Source organism: Ancylomarina sp. (assembly GCF_041555295.1).
Classification (GTDB): Bacteria; Bacteroidota; Bacteroidia; order Bacteroidales; family Marinifilaceae; genus Ancylomarina.
The window spans coordinates 1-25,729 of sequence record NZ_JBFFKR010000004.1; the positions used below are offsets into that span (position 1 = coordinate 1).

The 25,729-nt window shown below is 35.5% G+C and carries 7 protein-coding genes; 3 read left to right on the forward strand and 4 right to left on the reverse strand.

Annotated features, from left to right (window positions below; genetic code table 11):
* Window positions 1–12 precede the first annotated feature (12 nt).
* The 3 genes from ABY905_RS00850 to ABY905_RS00860 all read left to right on the forward strand — a co-directional run bounded on the left by ABY905_RS00850 (window position 13) and on the right by ABY905_RS00860 (window position 19,450).
* Window positions 13–7,881 carry a gliding motility-associated C-terminal domain-containing protein gene (locus ABY905_RS00850; RefSeq protein WP_372639515.1) on the forward strand — a complete coding sequence of 2,623 codons (7,869 nt, stop codon included), beginning with the start codon at window positions 13–15 and terminating at the stop codon, window positions 7,879–7,881.
* A 531-nt stretch (window positions 7,882–8,412) separates the two neighbouring features.
* Window positions 8,413–18,312, forward strand: coding sequence for a gliding motility-associated C-terminal domain-containing protein (locus ABY905_RS00855; RefSeq protein ID WP_372639516.1), 9,900 nt, complete (start codon window positions 8,413–8,415; stop codon window positions 18,310–18,312).
* 148 nt (window positions 18,313–18,460) lie between these two features.
* Window positions 18,461–19,450, forward strand: coding sequence for a PorP/SprF family type IX secretion system membrane protein (locus tag ABY905_RS00860; RefSeq protein ID WP_372639517.1), 990 nt, complete (start codon window positions 18,461–18,463; stop codon window positions 19,448–19,450).
* A 60-nt stretch (window positions 19,451–19,510) separates the two neighbouring features.
* Here ABY905_RS00860 and ABY905_RS00865 read toward each other — a convergent pair whose 3' ends face one another.
* From ABY905_RS00865 to rlmD, 4 genes are all read right to left on the reverse strand, one after another.
* Entirely contained in the window at window positions 19,511–20,221 is a 711-nt protein-coding gene (locus ABY905_RS00865; RefSeq protein ID WP_372639518.1) for a hypothetical protein, read from the reverse strand.
* Between the two features lie 117 nt (window positions 20,222–20,338).
* Window positions 20,339–21,109 (reverse strand): peroxide stress protein YaaA, encoded by a 771-nt coding sequence (gene yaaA / locus ABY905_RS00870; RefSeq protein ID WP_372639519.1) that lies wholly within the window; start codon window positions 21,107–21,109, stop codon window positions 20,339–20,341.
* Between the two features lie 171 nt (window positions 21,110–21,280).
* On the reverse strand, window positions 21,281–23,866 hold the full coding sequence (locus ABY905_RS00875) for a prolyl oligopeptidase family serine peptidase (RefSeq protein ID WP_372639520.1): 2,586 nt from the start codon (window positions 23,864–23,866) through the stop codon (window positions 21,281–21,283).
* Window positions 23,867–24,216: 350 nt separating this feature from the next.
* Complete coding sequence (gene rlmD / locus ABY905_RS00880) at window positions 24,217–25,626, reverse strand: 23S rRNA (uracil(1939)-C(5))-methyltransferase RlmD (protein WP_372639521.1); 1,410 nt, start codon at window positions 25,624–25,626, stop codon at window positions 24,217–24,219.
* Window positions 25,627–25,729: the final 103 nt, after the last annotated feature.

Genomic DNA, 25,729 nt, shown 5'->3' on the forward strand with positions numbered 1-25,729 from the left:
GTTTTTGTGAGTATGGGTAGTAGCCCAGCTTCAGCACAAACGGCTAGTTTGACTTTAGCTTCGGTACCATTTTCAAAAGATGGCTATGAATACCGTTGTGAAGTGACAAATGGAAATGCTTGTGATACAAAGAATGGTGATGCAACACTTAATGTAAATGCCGATAATAGAATTACGAGTACGATTTTAAATGCAGAAGCATGCGTTGGAGGTTCGTTTACTTACACAGTAGATTATAAGAATACAACAACTGCTTGTATTTGGGAATATGATGATGGTTCTGGCTATATAGATGCAAGTGGACTAGGAACTGTTACACCTGGACCAACATCTTCTACTTTAGAAGTGACAAGTGCAACATTGGCGATGGATACGGATTCTTGGAAATTTAGAGCTCGTGTTCAAAGAGCTGGTGGTTATGTTGATAATCTATCGAACATAGCTACTGTTAAGGTTTATGAACAAATTGCTTTTACTCCTATTGCAGATGCAACTCTGTGTCCTACTATAGGTGGTAGTTTTAATGTTAATATTACTGCTGGATCTGGGGATCTTAGTTATGAGTGGACCAGAGTGATATCTGGCGATGTTTTAGGTTCATTGTCGAGTTTGGCTTTATCTGATTTAGAATCAGTAGATGAACAATATAATGTGAAAGTTTCTCATTCATTATGTCCAGATGTAGAACAGAAATTTACAATTTCTCATCATCCTGACCTAGTCTTAGCTCCTCTTACACATACAAGCCCGCTTTGTATAGATGCGGATATTAATTTAAGTGCAATTTTAACTGAAGGCCCTGCGCTATCAGCAACTTATGCTTGGACAAAAGATGGCGGATCTGTTGGTTCAGATGACCCATTATATGGCGTGTTAGGTAGTGTTACAACAGCAGGAAGTAGTATATACAAAGTTGTTGTAACCGATCATTGTACATCAAAAACCTCTTCAATTCCGATTAGAGTTTTAGATGCAATTACTCTGACAGCTGTAGATCCAGTACAAACAATTTGTGAAGGAGAATCAGTAGATCTACAAGTTAATAGTACAGGTGATAATTTAGTTTACAACTGGTCTAAGATTTCTGCTTTAGGTGGAGCAATAACAGTAGCTAATTTATCCTCAGATGAAGATTACCATATTGATGCACTATCTACAATAGGAGCAAATTACTATAGATGTGTTCTTAGTTCAACACCAAATTGTACTCAACCAGTGCAAGAATTTACAGTTCATGTTGGTGAAGATATCAAAGTTGCTGTTCTTGATCCAATCACAGTTTGTGAGGGGACTGGCACCTCTGAATTTAAGGTAACAATAGCTAGTGGTACTCCATTATCTTATCAGTGGTATGATAATGGTGGTATAATGGGAACAGAAACAAATGCAAGTTTATTTGTAGATAATTTATTAGCAAATAATGGACACAATTACCATTGTGTTGTAAGTGGGGCTTGCAAGTTTGCGGAGTCTAATGCAACTCTATTTACAGTTAATGAAGATGTCAGAATCACAACTCAACCAGTTGATGTTAGTGTATCTGATGTTGCAACTGATCCAATAAGTTTCTCTGTAGAAGCAACGGGTACAGGGCTTAATTATCAATGGTGGAAGAATGGTTCAGATATGGGAGCTGTTAATGCATCAGCTCAAACAAAGACATTAACTATACTTTCTACAGACTTTAATAGTGGTGACTCTTATTATTGTGTTATTAGTAGTGATGTATCCTGTAACGGTGAAACTTCGAGCACAGCTACTTTAACAATTAGTATTACTGATAAAATTACGAGTCAACCTACAAATACTGAAATTTGTGAGGGAAGTTCTTTCACTTTTGAGGTGAAGTATAAGAGTGCTGCTGTCGGAGTTTGGGTATATGATGATGATAATGATGATAATTATGATCCGATTCCGATATTAGTTGGCACTGCAGTTGTTACTGATGATTTAACTTATAAAACGAATGTTTTAACTGTGTTGAACGCAGATACTGGAATGAATATTTATAAGTTTAAGTTGATTATTGATGGAGGACCAGAAGAATCAAGTGTTGCAGAGGTTAAAGTTTACGATAAGGTTCTTTTTGATGATATTTCAGACGAGATCTTATGTATAGGATCAGGAAAGAATATTACTGTTAATGTTACCGCAGGAACAGAACCTTTGTCCTATGAGTGGAGTGAGGGAGCAAGAGACTTAGGAACAAATTCAAGTTTGAACTTAGATGCTGGAGCTGCACTTAATGGAACTTATTCTTTAAGTATTACTACCAATGCTCTTTGTCCAACTGTAACAAAAAACTTTGATATTTCTCATCATCCTGATTTAGTATTCCCTGATTTAGCACATACGAGTCCTCTTTGTATTGGAAATCCTATTAATTTAGATGCAACTGCAAGTTCATTTGCGCCAGGTCTAAATTATAAATGGACGAGAGATGCAACAGATCTTGGTCCTAATTCAACATTGGATGTTACTCCTGGGGTAAGTGGAATTTACAAGGTAGTGGTTGCAGATGACTGTACATCTAAAACATCTTCCGTATCAATCAATGTATTAGATGCAATTACTCTAGTAGCTGTAACTCCGGTACAAACAATTTGTGAAGGAGAAGCAGTAGACCTTCAAGTTAATAGTACAGGTGATAATTTGTCATACGATTGGTATAAGATTGATGCTCTTTTGGGGGCAAAAGTTGGAGTAAGTTTATCCTCAGATGAAGATTACCATATTGATGCACTATCTACAACAGGTGTAAATTACTATAGATGTGTTCTTAGTTCGACACCAGATTGTACTCAACCAGTGCAAGAATTTACAGTTAATGTTCAAAAGAATGTAACAGTAAGTGATCCAATTGCAATAGTTATTTGTCAGGATGAATTACCTGCATCAGAATTTAGTGTGACAGCTTCTGGAGAAGGACCATATACTTACCAGTGGTATGATAATGGTGTTTCAATGGGGGGAACTGAAACTGCTGCAAGCTTATCTGTTAATAATGTAATAGAAAATAATGGACACAATTACCATTGTGTTGTAGGTGGGACTTGTAAGCCTGCAGAATCTAATAAAGCTCTGTTTACGGTAAATGAAAATGTAACAATAATAAGTCATCCTGTTAATCAAACTATTGATGAAATGGGATCAGCAACATTTACAGTGACTGCTACAGGTTCTGGACTCACATACCAATGGTATGTGAATGGTGTAACTATGGGAAGTACACCGGCATCTGCACAAACTAAGACTTTGAGTTTGACTTCTGTTCCTTTAGCCAACAATGGTAATACTTATTACTGTGTAGTGAGTGGAACATGTGTCGACGCAACTAGCAATACTGCAACTCTAACTGTTATAAAAGAGAATAGAATATTAGTACAAGCAGAACCTGCTGTAGTTTGTGATCAGAAACCGTTCACTTTTGAAGTTCAATATAAAAATACAACGACATCTTGTGATTGGGAATATGATGATGATAATGATGGGAATTATGATCCTATAGGAGCGTTAGGTTCAGCACCGTTCTTAGCAACTTCCTCAACACTGACTGTTACGACTGCAACTGATGCCATGAATTCATGGAAATTTAGAGCTGTTGTAAAGAGAACAGGATTCGAAGTGAACAACTCGAATGATGTTAGTGTTAGAGTAGATATGCCAGCTAGTTTTGATCCTATTGCAAATGTTCAAATCTGTAATGGTGATGGTGCAAGTTTTGCAGTGAGTGGTTTGACAGGATCTACACCTAATACTTATCAATGGACAAGAGGAGCCAATAATATTGGAGATGACTTAGGTGATAATTCAAGCTTGAATTTAATTGCTGCAATTGCAACAGATGCTACTTATTCTGTTGGAGTAACTGCAGGGGTTTGTCTTGCTACAGTAAAGACATTTGATATTTCTCATTACGATGATCTAGCATTAAATAATCTTATTCATGCGAATGAGCTTTGTCCAACTGATGATATTAATTTAAGTGCAACGCTTACTATTGGTGCAGCACCAGCACTTGGAGTTACTTATTCTTGGACTAAGGATGATGGTGATTTGGCAATAACGACTGCTACTTATAATAAAGCAAATATTACTGATGATGAAAGTGGTTTGTATAAGGTTACGGTTGAAGATCAGTGTATGATTCAATCTAAGTCGATACAAATTGATGTTTTAGATATTATCACGAAAGTTTCTCCTCAATGGACTAATAAACCACTTTGTGTTGGCGATGCTTTATTGTTTGAAGCACAAGTTGCAGGTGATAATCCGACGTATATTTGGAAAGTTCCTACAGGAGTTACAGATCCTGGTAATGTGGCTACTTTCACGGTTGATGCTGTAACAGAAACAAATGAAGGTTTATATGAGTGTTCTGTTCAAGGTCCTTGTGGCTTAGCTGTTGTTTATACAGCTAGTGTTGTGGTTGATGATGTTCCAAATATTACAACCGATCTTGATCTAACAGCAGTTTGTGTAAATGAACCATTAAATCTTGGACCTATCACATATGACGCTACAAGAGGAGAAAGTATAATTTGGAAATTTGATGATGTTGTAAAACCAGCTGAAACTGCTCCGAATTTAGATCTAGCTAATGCAGATCTAATTGAGGAGGGAAATTACAGGGTTGAGGTGACAAACTCATGTGGAACTGATTTCAGTATCGGTTTCCAGGATGTTCATCCAGATCCTACTTTGGATCCTATTGCTGATCAAATAGCATGTCAGGGAGAAAATATCATTTTTAGAGCGGTGACAACTGGTGAGAATTTAACGTATCGTTGGTTCCTTGATGGAGCTCCTCAAGCAGCCTTTGATGATAAAGCAGAACTAGAAATTGCAAATGTATTATCAGGTTCACTTTCTACATCGAGAGTATATGAGGTAGAGTGTAGAGTAAGTTCTTGTGGAGAAAACTTAAATAAATTTGCTAGTGTTACTGTGAATCCAAATACGATTCTGAATAAATCACTTAAAGGTGAAGTTGTTTATGTTGGAACTGATCATGAATTTGACTTGGATGTAACAGGTGGTAATTTAGTCTTTGAATGGCATCATATCAATACAGCTGATGAGGATAACGAAATACCATCTGCAAATACGAAGACCTTAACTATAGATAATCTTAGTTTGGCTGATGCAGGTGAATATTACTGTAAGATTACAGGTGACTGTGGAATCCGATTTACTTCAGGATATTTAACTGTTAAAGATCCAATGAGGATTGTTGATGGCTTGGGTGGAGATGCTATTGAAAAGTGCTTTGGTGAGCCATTAAACTTGAATATTAGTATTGAAGGAGAAGTTTTCTCAATCAATTGGTTCAAAGGAACAGATGATCTTAATCATCACGAATTGAATTATTCAATACCAGCTCTTGATCTAGCTGATGCTGGAACTTACCGTTGTGTGATAGTAGGAGAAGCCTTCAATAATAGTGAAACTGTCAATGTGACTGTTTATAAAACAACAGTTCTTAATTCCGATTTAAAAGATAAAACGCTTTGTGAAAATGAGAATTTATCCTGGACACCTGATGTTGTAGGTTCTGAATTAATTTATGATTGGAAGTTTAATACGACTAATGTTTCCACGGAGAAAATTCTTAATATTTTGAATTTACCTATGACTGCTGCTGGAATATATTCAGTTGATATCACAGGTAAGTGTGGAAATGTAAGTTCTGAAGCTAACTTAAGCTTAAATAAGCTGCCAGAGTTCATAAGCACAAGTGAAGATTTAGAGAAGTGTGAAAATGACGATGAAGCTATATTTACAGTTGATTTTATAGGTGATAACTTAGTTTACCAGTGGCAAAAAGATAATATTAATATTACAGAAGCCAATAGTACAGAACTTAAAATTCAGAATCTGAGAACAGCTGATGCTGGAGCATACAAATGTGTTGTGAATTCTCCATGCGGTATTGCAATTGAAAGTACTGAAATGAATCTTGTTGTAATTCCTCAACTCAAAATTTTGAGCGAAAGCCCCGATATGGAAATTTGTAATGGCGAAAATGCTCAGTTCCTTGTTGAAGTTGAAGGAACCAATGAGGTTTATCAATGGCAAAAAGATGGCGTTGATATCTCAGGAGAAAAAGCACCACAGCTTACAATTGGTCCAGCTAGTATAACAGAAGATGGCTATTATAGCTGTGAATTGTCTGATAAATGTACCGCTAAGCGATACTCAAATTCTAAAAAGTTAACGGTTAATGCGCTGCCTAGTTCACAAATTTTTGGTCGCATGACGCTTTGTGTATTGGAAGATCGAGTAGCTTATAGTACGACTGTACAGTCAAATATAAATTATGGATGGTTAGTCGAAGGAGGTGACTTTACCACCCCAACTGAGGATGTTGTAAAAACCAAAATTACTTGGGGAGATACTGACTTGAATGGTATGGTTAAGCTGAAGATTTTAGATGAGGCCACGGGTTGTTATTCTCAAGTCAATTCTTTGGTCACACTTCGTCCTTTGCCAGATGTGAAATTAACTACTCTTGAAACTAGAGGGATTTGTGAATCTGAATTTGATTTATCTGGCGGTTTCCCAACTGGAGGTATTTATTGGATAAATGGTGTTTCTCAGAATACCTTTGACCCTTCACAAGGGAATGGCGAGTATCAAGTTCGTTATTCTTTTACCGATGACTTAGGTTGTTCAAACAGTACTGGTGAAATGGTCATGAAAATTGATTCTTTACCAAAAGTTGAGATTATTGATGACGTTTTAGTCGGATCTTGTGAGACAAGGTTATTAAGTGCAGAAACTGAAGAAAACAATATTAAATGGTCACCGAGTAGGTACTTAGATGATCCAAATTCTGCAACACCAACCTTTACAGCTGGAGAGACAACATTATATGTTGCGACTGTAGTTGATAAGTTTGGTTGTGTTGGTAACGATATTGTAAACGTCACAGTTGCTCCATTACCTACTATTACAACAATAAGTGATACGATTATTGGAGAATGTAAAGAGATAGAACTGACAACACATATTTCAGGTGATGTTGATGAAATTAATTGGACGAATCCAAGCGATTTAGATAATGCGAAGGATTCTAATCCGAAGTTGATAGAACGTCATCTTGGAGTAAATGATTATCAAATCAATGTAACTGATAAATATGGTTGTGTAGGATCAGCTTCAATTAAAGTTGAAGTGTTACCAAATCCAGAAGTTGGAGAGAATCAATTCTTGTGTGAAGGAGAGACAATGCTTATTGATACCAAAAATCTTTCAAACCCAGTTTGGAGTGATGGTTATACTGCTTGGGAAAGAACTATTGACGAGCCCGGAGAGTATGAATTAAGTGTTGAACAGAACGATTGTAAGCTTGAACAAAAGATCGTGATGAATCCATTACCAAAATTTGAATTGGATAACACGATTCAACCTGGTATAGTCATTTTTGAGGGTGAAACACTCACTCTTGATCCTGAGCTTGATCCTGATTATGGTCCTTATATATACGATTGGAGTGACGGTAGTGTATTGCCACAATTAGTCGTGAGTGAATCGGGAACTTATAAACTAAGCGTTGAAGACAATATTGGATGTATTGCAACAGACACCGTTAAAGTAGAGGTTAAGCCTATAGGAATTGAATCACCTAATGCATTTACCCCATTATCAAATAATGAGAATGATCATTTCTACTTAAAAGATATTAATGTAATCGATAAGTTTGAAATGTATATTTATAATCGTTGGGGTGAGCTCATGTATAAAACCACTGAGCCTGGTTATGCCAATGGTTGGGATGGTACTTATAAGGGTGAAGATTGTCCTGTAGGAGCTTATGTATGGGTTGTGATGTTGGACGGAGAAATAAAAGAAAAGGGGACTGTGATCTTGGTTCGCTAAATCTATTAAGCATATTTTATTGAAAGAGTTGTCCAATATGGGCAACTCTTTTTTTGTTGATAGTTTATGAAGTTTGATTTGCAATATCCTAATGGAAAATAATTGTTAACAATAAAAATATAGTGGTATTTAGTTGTCTGCCTCTAGTGTAAGAAAATGTGAGTCTTGTCAGGATTTAATGGTGTTTTATCATATAGAATTGGTTCGTTATTCATTGGATTTAATAAATATTAATTATTCATATCAGTTTTTGATATTATTAGATTTAAGGAGTTATTGATCTGTTAACTAATTGCTTGAAATCTGGGTGAAGTAACGATTATGTTTGACTAATGGAGCTTTAGTGGGGATAAAAGGGATAATTATTTGGAAGATAATTGATTTGTTGCTTAAATTGAACCCATGACGTTAGTGTAAATATTGTGTCTGTTTATCACAATAATTAAGTTGTTGGTAGTGAATTTTATTTAAGAGAGAACGCCAGCCAGCAAACGTCGATGTTGATTCATATGTGTAATCAAAATCGTTGTCGTGAATTATTTTCCTTTTTTTAAGATAAAATCAAAGGCTATTTTTAAAATAGCCATACTACTTTTCTTATTTATTCTACCTTATGCTGCAAAGGCTCAGTTGGATTTAATCCACTATGTTCCACCATTGTATGCAGGTACGACTCATGAATATGATATTGAAGATCATTGGGTTGTTATTACGACACCTTCAGAAATACCTATTGATATTACGATTACGAAGGGAGATGGAACAATTTTTCAGGTCGTAAATGGTGTTTCAAAAGATACACCTAAATCAGTGGCACTAGGAAGTGGCACCTTGGTTAATCCACCTCTAGGAGTTGTTAATTACACAAGTTTAAATAAAGTCATAAGTGACCAAGGCCTAATTTTTACATCAACAGAGGCTTTTTATGTGAATATTAGGCATAAATCAGAGATCCATGGATTGTTTCTGACTGCCAAAGGTCAGGCAGGTTTAGGTACATCATTTCGTTCTGGACATTTATTTAGTGTAAGAGGAGAAAACGTTTATGGTTGGGGAAAAGATGGTAATAATAGTATTGTGAATCACAGAAGCCATTTTATATCCGTAATGGCTACAGTTGATAACACTCAGGTTACATTTTCGGATATTAAAGTTGGTAATCTGACATCAGATACAAAAAGCGCTCTTCCTGTAACTGGTGATATTACTGTGAATCTTAATGCAGGCCAATCATATGTTCTAGGAGCTGATCACAAATTTTTAACTGCAGCAGATGTTAATCTCTTAAATGGAACTCATATTACTTCGGATAAACCTATAGCCGTCAACTCAGGATCATGGACAGGTGGAGCATCTCTTAACTCCTGGCAAGATATTGGTGTCGACCAAATAGTCCCTGAAGATTTGGTGGGTCGTCAATATATTCTACTTAAGGGTAAAGGTAATAATGAGACCGAACGTCCCATTGTTGTAGCAACAAAGGATAATACTAATATTTTTGTCAACGGTGGTTCTACAAAAATAAACCCAACACCATTAGATGCTGGTGATTATTACGCCATAGAAACGAGTTATTACACAGCGGATGGAACGATGTTAATTACTTGTGATGAGGATGTTTATCTATATCAAACCACATCGGCTTCTGATAGGACAAGTGGAAGTATTGATTATGCATATGCTACGGTTGGGATGAATTTTATTCCAGCAATTAGCTCTTTGGGATTTCGTCAGGTCGATATTCCATTTGTAAATCAAGTAGGAACGGGTATTGTAGCTATATATGCTCAAAAGGGAGCCAATGTTTTTGTCAACAAATCGACGACGCCTTTGAGTCAATCGTCTGCTAAGCCTATTACAGGGAATGATGAGTGGGTTGTATATAAATACTCAACTTCAGACGAGAATGTGTCTGTCATGTCTAATAAGGCTATTTATGTGGCTTTATCAGTAGAAGATAATGCAGTAGGTGCTGCAGGTTATTTTTCGGGTTTTACTAAAGCCATTTCACCAATTATACCTGAGACGGGAATTGGACTTGATCATGATTTAGGATATCTCTGCGAGAGTTATAATGATAAAATCGAACTTTCGGTTCAAAGCACACCCGAAGCTGACTTTTATGAGTGGTATAAGAATGAGGTTACGCCAGAAAACTTATTGTTTAAAAACTCTAATTTAATTGTTGATGCTCCCAATGAGGAGACAAAGTATATTATTAAGGCTTATTTCCGTGATCCTAATCTGGATATCATTTATAATGGGAATTTTGCAATCGGACGTGGTAGTTTTGATTCAGATTTCGATTTTATGTCTGTTGGGAATTTAAGTGATCCAGGAAAATCTGTTTTATGCTACAATCCTCAGGATATAAATACCCAGTTCCAGAGTTTCAATGATAAAGATGGTGGTGGACTTATGCTGTTAACGCATTCTTCAAGTTTTGGAACAAGTGATGTGGTTTGGGAGAAAATAATTACAGAGGATATTAAGAATCAGGGCTTTATTCTGAAGTTATACGGAAGGACGGCGCAGGTAGGTTATTCTCAACTTCTTGATATATATGTGAATGACGAAAAAATTTACGATAATTTCCTATTAGATGATATCAATGCCTGGCAATCGGTAAAAGCTTTTTGGGCTTCAGGCGATGCTGAGAGTGCTAGTATTTCAATCGTTAATTCAAATCCGGCAGGGCAAGAAGGTCTGTTTGCTATTGATAGTATCTCTTTTGTTTTAGCCGTTGAAGATCAGGCTGAATTCAATGCTTTAGTTGTACCTAATTACAGTTATAAAGATTTTACAGAGCCTCAACATTTTTGTGTTGGACAATCTGGGCAGCTTGATATCTCAAATGGTGATGTGAGTTGGTATGATTATCAGTGGGAAAAGAAAGAGGGAGAAAACTATGTGTCAATTACCGATCCAGGTATAACTGGATTGACAACACACAAAATTACATTTTCAGAAGTTAAAGAGAGTCACGCAGGAACTTATCGGTGCAGTATTAATTTTAAAGAAAACTTTCAACAGTGTAGAGTTAATTCAGGGACAGCTACGGTAGAGGTTGAGCTAGTTGCTGATAAAACTGCAAGCGTTTCAATTAACGTTGATAACACGAAATTGTGTGAAGGAGATTCAGAGACATTGCAAGCTGTTGTTACCGGGACTTATTCCGATGTCAAATGGTTTGTGAATAATGATCAGAAATATGTAGGGAAAGACTATTTATTTGATTTTCCTGCAGGAGAATATACAGTTCGATGTGAGGTTGGTAATGCATGTAGTACGCCATCGGATAGTAGAGACCTATCTGTTTTTGGTCGTCCTATATTGAATGACTTGCAAATCCCAACGGCTTTATGCGATAAAGCTTCTTCAGATCTAACAGCTGTAGTGAATTCAATACCAACAGGAGCTAGCTTAAGTTATAAATGGTATAGAGCTGAAACTTTATTAGCCACAACAAGTGAATCGACCTATTCGGTTTTGACTGATATGACTGATTCATATTATAAAGTTGCTGTATCTGCAATTTACAATGTTGGTTTGGCCGATGAGCACACTTGTATTGGAAACCAGTTGGTTAAGAGTATTGGTCTTGACGATATTATTCCACAGGTCGATTTAACAGCATTGGCTGATGTGACTTTGTGTGAAGGCGATTCGTACACCTATAAGGCAGAATTAGCGAATTCGGGTGATTACTATACTTACGATTGGGAAATTCCATTTGTAACAGTTGCTGATAAAACAGGTTCAGATTTTGTTCTGGGGGCAGTTACAAGTGCAATGGCAGGAAATTATAAAGTAAGGGTTTCAAATCGTTGCGGAAGCCAAAGCTCAACGAGTATCTTATCAGTTAATCCTAAATTACTTGTCGATGAAATTACAATTGATAAAACAGGACCTTATTGTTTGAATGAAACGATAGTGTTCACCATTACAGATAATGGTGAAGCAAGTCATTATTTTGCAGAAAATTTAACGACGGGAGAAATTGTTAATCCAATTAGTAATCCTTTCAATTTAGTTGTTACAGATTTAAAGCAAGGTCGTTGGAAGATAACAGCAGAAGCGACTTGTGGTACACGTGTTGATCAAGAATTTGATGTTTACTTATTGGAGGATTTTTCAAATCCTGCAATGGCTGATATTTCAACTTGTATAGGAGAGAATATTCAGTTTGAAGTACAAATACTAGATATTCCAACGAGTTCCGATTTGACTTATGAATGGACAGATCCAGCAGGAAATCCGATTGTAAACAGTCAATCAAGTCTTACTATTAATAATATTCAATTAGCAAACTTGGGAACTTACTCGTGTAAAGTGACTAATCGATGTGGCTATTCAAAGACGATAAATGCTATTTTATCTGCCGATGAGGTGACAACTTCACAAACTGGCTCATCAATTGAATTGTGTGAAGGCATTCTTAATTATCGATTTAATATTGTGTATGAAGGAACTCCTACATTTTCTTGGCATTTTAATGATCCAAGTTCTGCAGTAATTGGGACAGATAGCTTTTATGAAATAGAAGAAGTGAAAGTTAAACATTCTGGTATTTATTATTGTCAGATTACTCTTTCGTGTGGTGATCTTATTACATACCAGAGGGAGTTGGTCGTGAATGAGAATATAAGTGTTATTGAAGATAGTCCAGCTACAATAAATATTTGTGAAGGAAAACAGACTGGATTGAAGATCAGTACAGAAGGACAGGTTAATCAGATTGAGTGGTTTGACCCTTCAGGAAGTGTTATAACATCTGCTATGGGGAAAACAAACATTCAAACAGGCGTTCATAACAGTGCAGGTAGTTTTATCTATAAGTATAAACTTAGTGGCGATTGTAATACAATTGAGGGTGATTTTGAACTTCTTGTTCATGCTAAACCATCTTTAAATTCAATTGCAGATATTAATTCTTGTGAAGGGGATGTTATTCTGAAGATGATTATCACTGGCAGTGATTATTCAACTACAAGTTGGTGGAATGCTGATGAGAGTATCAAACTAAATGATGGTCTTTCTCATACGCTTGTTGATGCAAAATATCCAACAGCTTCCGTAAATTATATTGCTAAGCTTAATACACTTTATTGTGGCGATGTAAGAGCTACAGCTCAAGTGAATATTTATGAACCCATCTCTATTGTATCAAGTTCTAATGTGAATCCTACACCTTGTGTGGGTGAACCATTACGTCTTGTTGTAAATGGTGGCGGTGGCGGATTAATATATAATTGGTATAAGACTGATGCTCCAACTGTGAGTTTATCATCAAATTCTACTCTTGATCTTGGAACGGCTGATCTGACTGATGAGGGGACTTATCGTTGTGAATTGATATCTGCAAATGCTTGTGGGAATCAATTGCTTGAATTTAATGTTGATGTACGTGAACATGCAAGCATTACCATTCATCCAAGTGATGTCTCTTTATGTGAGGGAACAGGTCCAGCTAACTTTTCAGTGAGTGCTGTTGGAGAAGGAAGTCTGACTTATCAATGGTTCGATAAGAATGATAATATCATGATAGGTGAAACGTCTTCAAACCTTCAAATTGTTGATCTTTTAGCGAACAATGGACAAAGCTATTATTGTGAAGTAAGTGGTGACTTTTGTGATGCAGTTGTTTCATTAAAGGCTAGCTTAGAAGTAAAAACGAATGTGAATATTACTGAGCATCCAACAGATATTAAAATTGCTGAAGGTGGAATTGCAATCTTTACAGTTAAGGCAGACGGAACGGAACCGATAACTTATCAGTGGTATTGTGATCCAACTGGGATATTGATAGGAAAAACAACATCGACACTGACTATAAATCCTGCAACAATAGATTTGAATTCTTACAAGTACTATTGTATTGTTAGTAATAGCTGTTCAAGTGAAACAAGTAATAAAGCAGAATTATTAATCGATGCCAATGTTAAAATCAAAAGTCAACCCCAAAATACTGAGGTTTGCGAAGGTGATACTTTTGAATTTATAATTGAACACAAATCACTAAGTGCTGGTAAAACTTGCTATTGGGAATATAGCGATGGTGGAGTATTTATGGCTATAACTAGTTTGACTAATCATACGATTATCTCAGAAGCAAACAAAAGTACTTTACGTATCAGTGATGCAGATATTTCTTTAAATACATATTTGTTTAAAGCAACTGTTGAAGGCTTATCAGATGATGAATCTGATGAGGTGAGTGTTAAAGTTTATCAGCCTATCACATTTGATGCTATAGATGATCTTGAAATTTGTATAGGTGCGGGTGTCAATATTGACTTGAAGAACTTGAATGGTACGGCTCCATATTCTTTCGAATGGAATGAAAATGCACGTTCATGGACAAATTCCTCACTTAATTTAAGCGGAACAGATGCTCTTGATGGGAATTATTCAATTGAAGTGACCAATGGTGTTTGCCCTTCTCATAAAGAAGAGTTTAAACTATCACATTTCGATGAGTTACTTATTAATGATATAATAGGTTCTGACCAGCTGTGTCAGAATACTTCAGAAAAATTAGTGGTTGAGGTTAGTAAAGATGATGCATTGGTCGTCAACTATCAATGGGTTAAAGATGATGATGCTACAATTTTAAGTAGCACTAGTACATACACTGTCGCTGGTCTTGATAAGTCTAGTGGTGCTTTATTTAAGGTCGAAGTTAGCGACGGTTGTATGACTAAAGTAAAAACGAAATTTATTTCAGTAGTTGTTGAGATTGTTGCTACAACAAGTTGGGATGCCGAAAAGAATCTGTGTGTTGGTGATGAGTTTTTATTGGATGCTCAGGTTAGCGGAGACAATCCTACTTATACCTGGACAGCACCTAATGGAAAAATCATTGGCAACGTTTCAAGTTTGAAGATAGATGCTGTTACTGAGGCAGACTCAGGAATTTATAAATGTGAGGTGAGTGGAACTTGTAATGGGTCAGGGAATGTGATTTTTACAACTGAATTGGTCGTTGATACAGCTCCTGTGATCACAACTGGTTTGGATGATTTAAGTCCAGTTTGTGAAGGTGAATATTTGCAATTAGGGCCAATTGTTTTTGATGGTGAGGATGTTACAATAAACTGGATATTGAGTGATGGTAGCCTTGCGTCTATTCATACAAATAGCTTAGGTTTAGATAAGGCTGAGACTAGTGAAGAAGGTAATTATAGAGTAGAAGTTAGTAATGCCTGTGGTGATGATTTTAGTCTAGGCTTTCAGAAAGTCATTGCTATACCAACATTAGTTACAATTCCAAATCAGGAAGCTTGCCAAGGTGAAGATGTTGTGATCAGAGCAGAAACATCAGGAGAGAACCTTACTTATAAGTGGTTTGTTGATGGAATAGAAGATTTGACTTATTCAAGAAAACCAGAATTGAAAATAGAAAATGCTCAAGCTACTGATGCCAATACTATCCGTATTTATGAGCTTGAGTGTCGTGTTAGTAATCTTGATGCTTGTGGGGCTGAGCAGATTGAAAAAGCTCAAGTCGTTGTACATCCCAACACAGTTCTTCAATCGTCACTTAAAAGTGAGGTTGTATATGTGGGCTCTGATTATGAGTTTATTTTAGATGTAGTGGGTAGTAATTTAAAATATGAATGGCATTTTACAAATAAAGATGGCATTGATAAATTGCTCGATGAAACAAGTTCAAAACTGGACTTGCAGAATTTAACTTTGGCTGATGGAGGCGAGTATTCGTGTTATATTGCAGGTGCTTGCGGGAAACGATTTACATCGGGATTTTTGACAATAAAAGATCCTTTAAAGATTATAGATGGCCTAAATAAACTGGCTGATATTGAAAAATGTTTTGGAGATCCTTTAAGCTTAAATATTGAAGTAAAAGGAGAAGTTTATAATATTAATTGGTTTAAAGATGGTCTTAATTTGAATCATCATAATTTGAGTTTTTTTATATCTGAGCTTGATTACGCTGATGCAGCAGAGTATCGCTGTGAAATAAATGGAGAAGGTGCCAGTTTGATTGAAACTGTAAATCTGATTGTGCATAAGCAAACAGTCTTGAATTCTAATCTGAAAGACAAAAAATTATGTGAAGAAGAAAATCTTCTATGGGTAGCTGATGTCGATGGTTCAAACCTGAGCTATGATTGGCAATATAAGGGGAATAGTATCTCTAGTGAGTCATCATTAAATATCTTGAATTTGATGATGGATCAAGCAGGTGAATATCGAGTAGATATTTCAGGAGAATGTGGTGATGTAAATAGTAAAGCACAACTGGAAATTCAGAAACTTCCTTATTATATTAGCCATACTGAAGGTGTTGAAGTTTGTGAAAAAACAGATGAAGTTAGTTTTAGAGTGAATTATGGAGGAGATAAGTTAAGCTATCAGTGGCGTAAAAATGGGATTGATATCGAAGGTGCAGCAAGTTCTGTATTAACAATCCAAAATATTTCTCAAACTGATGCTGGTATATACTCTTGTGAGATAAATTCATCATGTAGTAAAGAAATCATCAGTCCTGACATGATTTTATCAGTTTTTCCAAGCTTACAGATTTTAAGTGAGAGTGGTGATATTGAGATTTGTGATGGTGGAGCTGCAGAGTTTTATGTAGAGGCAGAGGGACGTGATATCCTTTATCAATGGCAATTTAATGGTGAAAACATTATTGGAGCGAATAATTCAAGTTATCAAATCGATAAAAGTTCAATATATAATAGAGGTTATTATACCTGTGAACTTTCTGATAAATGTACATCTAAGCGTTATTCTGATTCTAAACGTCTGGATGTAAATGCACTTCCCAATACTCAGATATATGGTCGTATGGAACTTTGTGTTTTGGAGGATAGAGTGACCTATACAACTTCAATTCAGCCAGATATTAATTACTTGTGGCAAGTTGATGGAGGCGAATTTACAACTGTAAATGAGGGTGCAAAGACCAAAATTACTTGGGGTGAACTTGAAAATGGAAATATTAGTATAAGAATTGTTGATGAAGAAACGGGTTGTTATGCTCAAATTGATTCTCTAGTTACACTTCATTCTTTACCAGAGGTAAATTTGTCAGCACTGGATTCACATGGTTTGTGTGAATCTGAGTTTCAGTTGAAAGGCGGGTTTCCAGAAGGTGGTATTTATTGGGTAAATGGTGTACGAGAAAGATCTTTTGATCCCAATTTAGGACATGGTGAATACCCAATTCGTTATTCATATACTGATGAGAACGGTTGCTCAAATACGACTGATGAGAAGATAATGAAAATAGATTCATTGCCAGTTGTTAAGGCTATTGAAGATGTTCATGTTGGGGCATGTAAAAGCAAACAATTGTGGGCTGAAACTAAAATGAATAATATAAAATGGTCTCCAAGTCGCTATTTAGATGATCCGAATTCGAAAACACCCTTATTTACATCAGGAGAGTCTGAAAGATATGTGGCTTTTGTGGTTGATAAGCATGGTTGCTTAGGAACCGATATTGTAAATGTCAATGTGGCTCCACTTCCAGTAATAACAACGATTAATGATACAATTATAGGACAATGTAAGTCATTGGTTTTAGCAACAGATATTGTTGGAGAGATTGTTGAGATTAATTGGGTGTCCGACAAGGATCAGTTGAGTAAATCGACAGTTCGCGATCCTCAATTAGAGAATTTGTCTGTTGGGATTCATAATTTCACAATAAATGTTAGTGATATGTATGGTTGTGTTGCTTCAGGCTCTGTAGAAGTTGATGTTAGGGCGAATCCAGAAATAGGCGAATCGAAATTCCTCTGCGAAGGAGAAAGTTTGGAAATCAATACCCGCAACATGGAAAATGCTGTGTGGAATGATGGTTACACCGCATGGGATAGAACGATTGATCAACCTGGAGATTATGCATTAAGTGCCAGTAACGAATTTGGCTGCGTGGAAACACAAGTGATAAAAATGAACCCAACTCCTATTATTAATCTAAGAGATACGCTTATTTTTGAAGGGGAATCGGTTGTTTTAAATCCAGGTTTAAATGAAAATTATGGTCCATATATTTATGATTGGGACACGGGTGATGTGACCACAGAGCTGGAAGTGTTTGAATCGAATACATATCGATTGTCAGTTGAAGATGGAAATGGTTGTGTTGCTATAGATTCTGCAATTGTAGTGGTAAAACCTATTGGGATAGAATCACCTAATGCATTTACGCCTGGATCAGGAAATGAGAATGATCGTTTTTACTTAAAGAAAATCAATATCGAAGAGACTTTCGAACTCTATGTTTATAATCGCTGGGGTGAACTCATGCATAGAACATCAGAAGCAGGATATAGTGGTGGGTGGAATGGGACATATCGAGGTGAAAAATGTCCTACAGGTGTCTATGTTTGGATTTTAATTCTAAATGGTGAAGCTACTGAAAAGGGGCATATGGTCTTAGTTCGTTAAGTTTTTGATTTCTGAAAAAATAGGAATATCTTACAGTAAGAAATAATTTGTTTAGTTTATAAATAATAAAGGAAATAATTGTTCTTTTGTAGTCTGTTTTATAGACTATATAAAAATTATAATTGCAATAACATAACGGTAAAATTACATGAATAAGCTTATACTCTCTATTATCTTTTTTGTTTTTGGAATAAGCTTAGTAGGCAGTGCGCAGGACATTCGTTTTTCCCAATTTTATGCGAATAAGCTTTATTTAAATCCAGCACTAGCAGGTTCAAGTGACCACGCTAATATAAGTTTGAATTATCGTAATCAATGGCCTAATTTGGATTATCCATACGTGTCTTACAGTTTTTCATATGATAATTTCTTTTCGAATTTAAACGGGGGATTAGGTCTTCTTGTTATGCAAGATGATCAGGGTGATGGAGCTATTACAACGACTTCATTTTCGGGTGCTTATTCATTCTTTTTACGAATAAATAGTGATTTGGTTTTTCGACCTGCAATTCAAGCTGCTTTAATACAGAAAAAATTAAATTTCAAAAATTTAATTTTCCCCGATCAGGTTTCACCCATTTATGGAGATGTATTTCCTCATAATACATCTGGAGATCCAAGCAATAGAAGTTGGAATGGGATGGACTTTTCAGTGGGTATAATGGCCTATTTCAAAAACTACTATTTTGGTGCAGCAGCCAGTCACGTCAATCAGCCTAACCTTAGTTTTGATGACTTTGAGGATGATCAATTGAACGCTAAATATACATTTCATGCAGGAGCAGAATTTGTATTGTCTGGAGACATTAGAGGTAATGGTTTGGTTCTAGCACCTGCTTTATTATTTCAAAAACAGGGTGAGTTTACCCAAATGAATTATGGAATGTACTTGAGTAAGAGTTCTTTAGTTTTTGGATTTTGGTTCAACCAAAATTTTCAGTTGAATTATGATGCTGTTATTTTGATGGCAGGTATTGTTACCGATAGATTTAAGTTAGCCTATAGCTATGATTATACCATAACTCAGTTGGTTCAGACCAATACAGGAGCACATGAATTATCATTTTCATTCCCATTAGTTATAGAGAAACGTAAAAGGAGACGTCGACCTAACCGAGTACGATATCCACAATTCTAGAACAAAAAAAAGTAGGCTCATTCCTTTGAATGAGCCTGTTTTTTATCAATTAATTGATAGTTATTTAATACGTTCGATATATTTCGTTCGAATTTGTTTAAGCATATCAATATTTAAATTCTCCGCATAAATACGAATGATATCAATAGCTTTAAAATGGTCGTAAATAAAGCCAACCGAGGCATCAAAATGTAGCAAGTCCATATTATACTTCACCTGCTTGGTAAGCTGTCCAAATTCATCCCATGAAAGGTATTTTGGGATTTTAAAGTAACCATGATTGGCCTCGACGGTATCCAAATAAAAATTATCGTCTACTTGTTCCAAAGAGAAGAATTTATTTAAGCGAGTTATTCCTTTAGGGTGATTAAATTTTGAAGGTTTATCCTTAAAATTAATACCTAGAGAAACGTAATATGCTTGTAATTCCTTGATATCTGCATATTGCTCAATATGACGAACTCGAATAACATTGTAAACGGTATTGAAAATAGTAATCGTACCCAGTGCAGCATGATACTTTTTATTGGTATCAGCCATTATTTGTTGAGTAGCACGAGTGAATTGCTCCAAATCGTAATATTTGTCAGTTACCAAGTAGATATAATGAGGTGTGATATCCTTTTGTAAGTTGTCGTAATATTCATAAAATCCAGGGAATGGATTCAATGATTCAAGGACGAAAGTATTGGGAAGTACGGCACCTTCAATAAGCTCAAAGGCTTCTTCTTTTATAAGGCTTCCATATTTAATTTGAGTGGTTTCAGTCATATATAAGAGGGATTTAGTGGTACTTAATTAGTTGAATTCTTTGGTTGCAGCTTGTCACGAGTATTCCTTTAAACTTAGCGAAAAATGAGAGAAGAAACAAGAACTCAAAGTCTTTTTTTATTGATCTCTGGTGAAGACTAATTCCGTATCTGTCGAAAGATGAGGGTTGAATACGTAGCCATCAGAATTAAATGCTTTTAGATATTCTGGATCTAGAATCTTATTCTGGATGATAAAGCGAGTCATCAGCCCTCGTGCTTTCTTTGCAAAGAAACTGATTACTTTATACTGGCCATTCTTTAAATCCTTAAAAACGGGTGTGATAATTTCTGCTTTAATAATCTTTTTATTTATAGACTTGAAGTATTCATTTGATGCTAGATTTATAAGATATTTATCTTTATTTTCCTTTAGTGTTTTATTGATTTCATTGGTAATCTGATCCCCCCAAAACTCATATAAATTATTCCCTTTTGTAGTTTGGAGTTTCTTACCCATTTCTAATCGATAAGCTTGAATCAAATCAAGAGGTCTTAATACACCATAAAGCCCTGAAAGAATACGTAATTTTTTTTGAGCTGTTTGCAATTCAGTATCACTTAAACTTTCTGCATCAAGCCCCGTATATACATCACCTTTAAAGGCAAGTATAGCTTGTTTCGCATTTTCTATATCGAATGGTAATTGCCAGTTTACAAAACGTTCGAAGTTAAGCTGGGCCAATTTTGGACTAATACCCATAAAATCGGCAATCTCATCGGTGGAGAGCTTTCGAAGTTGCTTAATAAGAGATTGAGACTCCTTTAAAAAAGTAGCTTCAGAATAGTTTTGAGTTGAGCTTTTAGTTTCGAAATCCAGAGATTTAGCTGGTGATATCAGGATTAACATATATTGATTTTTTGATTTTATAAATCTAAGATATGTGATTTGAAACAGATATACTAATTGAGTTTTTTGATGTTCATATTGGTCTTGTTGATATATGCTTTATCTTACTAATATGAAAAAAAGCAGATGACTGGCATCTGCTTTAAAAACTCTATCTCTAAATGATATTTTTTAGATGTTTTGATTAGGGTATAAAGATTCCCACCACTGATTTTTATCTTTTAGGTGCTTAGCAAAATATGCAAAAATGGTATTGTTCCATAAAATACGTTGCGTATAATTTAAAACCTGATGGTTCTGATCTTTCACCTGAATAAAATCAACCTCCTTACCTAGTAGTTTAAGCGCCTGGTACATTTGAATACTTTCACCCAAAGGGACATTGGTATCAACACTTCCGTGAATAAGAAGCATAGGAGTTGTTACTTTATCAGCGTTGAATAAAGGACTTTGATCTACATATAATTTTCGATGACTCCATGGGAATGATTTTCCAGAAGCGTTTATACTATATGTGTAACCCCAGTAGCCTTCGCCCCAATATGAGGTGATGTCACTAATTCCCGCATGTGAAATTGCAGCAGCAAAAATATCTGTTCTTGTTTGAAGTAACATGGTCATGAATCCACCATATGATGCACCAATACACCCAATTTTATCAGCGTCGACAAATGAGTGAGAAGCAATAAATTTCTTGGTTCCTTCAATGATCTCATCAGCAGTTGTGATTCCCCAATTATTCTGGTGTTCTGCAGAAAATTCTTGACCAAAGCCAGTGGCGCCACTTGGTTGTAGTAAATAAACCACATAGCCCATTGCAGCATATAAGTTTAAAGGGTAACGACCACCAAAACTACGTTCTACAGGAACGGTTCCAGCATAGTAATTTACAATCATTGGATACTTCTTATTCGCATCGAAATTTGGAGGATAATAAACACGACCTATAATTGTTTTACCATCTTTTTTAGTGAAGTTCCAATCTTCAGTTTTTCCAAACTTAACATGATTGAATTTCTCTTCCTCTGGATTAACCAGATTAGTAGATTCTTTTTTATTCAAGTCATAAATGTAAGCTTGGTATGGACTCGAAATGTTGCAGGCAATATAGGATAGACTAGAACCATTTGTTGCGATATTAAAACTCTTAACAACATCGCTCTTGATATTTAATTTTGTGAAAACCTTGTTTGAAAGATCATACTCAAACAGTCTAACGTAATCTTCATCATTAGCTTTAAAGTAAATATTGCCATCTTTTTTATTCCAAACAGTACTAACTATTGCAGGATCGAAATTGTATGAAATTGGGTCAACTTTTGTTGTTTTCAGATCCATGATATATAACTGACCATCGTAGTTATTGGCTAATTTCTGTTTCCCAATATTCTCACCTAGTTTACCAAAGCAAGATGGACCAGCTTGAACCAATATTCTCGAATTGTCAGGAGAATATTGGGCAGAGCCTCCAAATAATTTATCTTTCCAAATGGAATCTATTTCAAAAGTTTTAAGATTCATTTGATAAAGATTCTGCTTACTGTACGGATACTCTTTATAGTCAGGTTTCGATTGGGAAAAGATAATATGTTCGCTATCAGAACTAATGTCATTCAGTTGGGTTGAAAGGGTACCATACGTCAACCTTTGTTTGACTCCACTTTTCACATTAAGCTTGTATAAGAAGCTGCGGTATCTAAATCCAGGTAAGCGATCTTCCATGCCCTGAACCTTTCTTATTTTCCATTCCTTGGAATGATCTTTGGCTTGTGAATAAATAATATTTTTTGTATCAGGAGTCCAACGGTAAGATTCAAAATCAGAGATGTGGCTAGCAATTTCCATTTCTTGACCTTTGTCTAAATCAAAAACAAAAAGAGAAGTTTCTCCATTGTATTTTTTTGAATAAGAAAGCTTATTGCCTAGAGGTAACCATTTTATTTGTGATAGACTACTTCCTCGAAAAGTGTGAATAATTTTACCATCATGAATCGATTGAATAATTTTCCATCTCTCTGTTTTATCAGATGGAGGTAAACTACGTGAATATGAAATTAAAGCATATTCTCCATTTGCGGAAAGTACAGATGAGTTTACTTTTTTGCCATCAAGAATCTTATTGATCGTAATGAATTGGTCTGCTGAAGTCGAAATTTTAAAATCATCCTTTACCCATCCATCCTCAGCTTTTAATTGAACTTTGAATGTGTTGTTTTTATTATGAGAAAGGGATTTTATTATAAGGCAGTGCTTGCCCGGTTCTAAAGCTATATCAGAACTTAGTTCTTTAGCGACTTTATCGTCCTGTTTATAATGCGATGCAATTTTTTTTCCATCCAGATATATTTCAAGCATTGGGAAAGTCTCAACAATTAGTTTGGCTTTACTCCAGTCTTCTACTTCGATATATGTCGAGTAATAGTTTAGGTGATTATCTGAACCATTTGCATTTAAGTATCCCTTTTTAGAAAGTTTAGCTTTTGTCCATTTTAGTTGAAGTTGATTCCAATTTAAGATATCATTTTCTTCCGGTTTTAATACTTCAAGGTTGATGTAACTTTCAATAAGTAAATCTTTTAATTGAAACCTTTTATTTTCAATATTCAAAGAGTTATAAAAGGCTGGTAGTAAAACAGTAGCAGCCTCAGATTGTAACCAATTTTTTAAATCAATTAATTGAAAATCTGTTTTTTTCTTAGCCATACTACTCAAATTAAATATGAGGATTAAACTAAGAATGGAGAGAAGTTTATTCATGTGTTTGTTTTAAATTAAGCTTAATAAAAGTTCAATATTACAAATTATACTTGCTATAAAAAAGAAGATAGCTTAAGCTCATAATTATTTTGTTTTACACTTGATTATATTTGAAGTACAATGAGGAAAGAAAATGATTTTCCACCACGAGAATTTGAAGAATAGGGTTTCGGTTTGGCTATATCTAACAAAATTATGACCCTGATTGGTGGTGAAATTTGGATTGAATCGAAAGTTGGAAAAAAGGGGCGAAATTTATATTTACCATACCTAAGGTAAAAGAAGGAAATAAGTAACTAACGGATTAGAAATAAAAAAGCCGAAACTTAATTGTTTCGGCTTTCTCTTTATTATCGTTTTTCCATCAGGACTATATTCTCCACATGGTGTGTGTGCGGGAACATGTCGACAGCTTGAATTTTAGTTACTTTATAAGCGTGATCCATCATCTCTAAATCGCGAGCTTGTGTGGCAGAATTGCAACTCACATAAACAATTCGATTTGGAGCTGCCTGAAGTATTGTTTCAACCACATCGGTGTGCATACCAGCGCGTGGTGGGTCAACAATCATCATATCAGGATGGCCATGTTCAGCAATGAATTCAGCATTCAGGACATTTTTCATATCACCAGCAAAGAATGATGTGTTGTTAATGTCATTGATTTCAGAATTCAATTTTGCATCTTCAATTGCTTCTGGTACATATTCAATACCAATTACTTTTTTAGCCTGACGAGCCACGAAGTTGGCAATGGTTCCGGTTCCTGTATATAAGTCGTAAACGACCTCGTTCTTTTGGATATTGGCAAACTCACGGGTTTTGTTATAAAGCTCGTAAGCCTGTTCCGAGTTAGTTTGGTAGAATGATTTTGGTCCGATTTTGAATTTTAAATCTTCCATTTGTTCGAAGATATGATCCACACCTTTGTATAGAATCACATCCTGATCGCCAATTGTATCGTTACCTTTTTCGTTTATAACGTACATCAATGAAGTAATCTCAGGGAATTTCTCAGCTAAATGAGCCATAAGACCTTCGCGTTTCTCCACATCTTCGTAATAGAAAACAACAATAACCATCACATCGTCTGTTGTAGATGTTCTAATGATAAGGGTACGAAGGAAACCTTCTTGATTTCTGATATCGAAAAAGCTTAAGTCGTTGGCAAAAGCATATTCTTTTACCGCTAAACGAACTGCATTAGATGGCTCAGCTTGTAGGTGACATTTGTTGATATCAACGATTTTGTCGAAAAGGCGAGGCACGTGAAAACCAAGTGCTGGTGTGCGATCAATTTCATCTTCACTGTTAATCTCGTCAAAAGTAAGGTAACGCTTGTTCGAGAATGTAAACTCTAGTTTGTTACGGTAGAATTCTGTCTTTGCAGATGGCAAAATAGCATTTGCTTCAGGCAATTCAATTTTACCTATTCGACTTAAGTTGTCAAGAACTTCTTGTTGCTTGAATTTAATTTGTTCCTCGTATGGCAAATTTTGCCACTTACACCCACCGCAAATTCCAAAATGCTCACAAAAAGCATCTACGCGTAAGTCTGAATATTTGTGAAATACAACAGGATGACCTTCCATAAAACTTTTACGTTTCTTTGTTACCTGTACATCCACAACATCGCCTGGTATCACGTTGGTTACAAACACAACTTTATCATCAACCTTAGCAATGGCCTTTCCTTCGGCTGCTAACTTTATAATTTCAATGTTTTCCAGTAAGGGTTTTTTATTTCTGTTACGTCCCACTTTGTATTTCTTTTAAGATTTGGCTGCAAAGATAGTAAAATAGTCATGAGTTGTTGATGTGATGGTCTGTTGATGTGATGGTTTGATAATTTCCATCAATCTA

What these genes read in the sequence shown, in the direction of transcription:
- ABY905_RS00850 (WP_372639515.1), top strand. Translation starts at nt 13, where the DNA reads ATGGGTAGTAGCCCAGCTTCAGCACAAACGGCTAGTTTGACTTTAGCT.
- ABY905_RS00860 (WP_372639517.1), top strand. Translation starts at nt 18,461, where the DNA reads ATGAATAAGCTTATACTCTCTATTATCTTTTTTGTTTTTGGAATAAGC.
- ABY905_RS00865 (WP_372639518.1), bottom strand. Translation starts at nt 20,221, where the DNA reads ATGACTGAAACCACTCAAATTAAATATGGAAGCCTTATAAAAGAAGAA.
- yaaA (WP_372639519.1), bottom strand. Translation starts at nt 21,109, where the DNA reads ATGTTAATCCTGATATCACCAGCTAAATCTCTGGATTTCGAAACTAAA.
- ABY905_RS00875 (WP_372639520.1), bottom strand. Translation starts at nt 23,866, where the DNA reads ATGAATAAACTTCTCTCCATTCTTAGTTTAATCCTCATATTTAATTTG.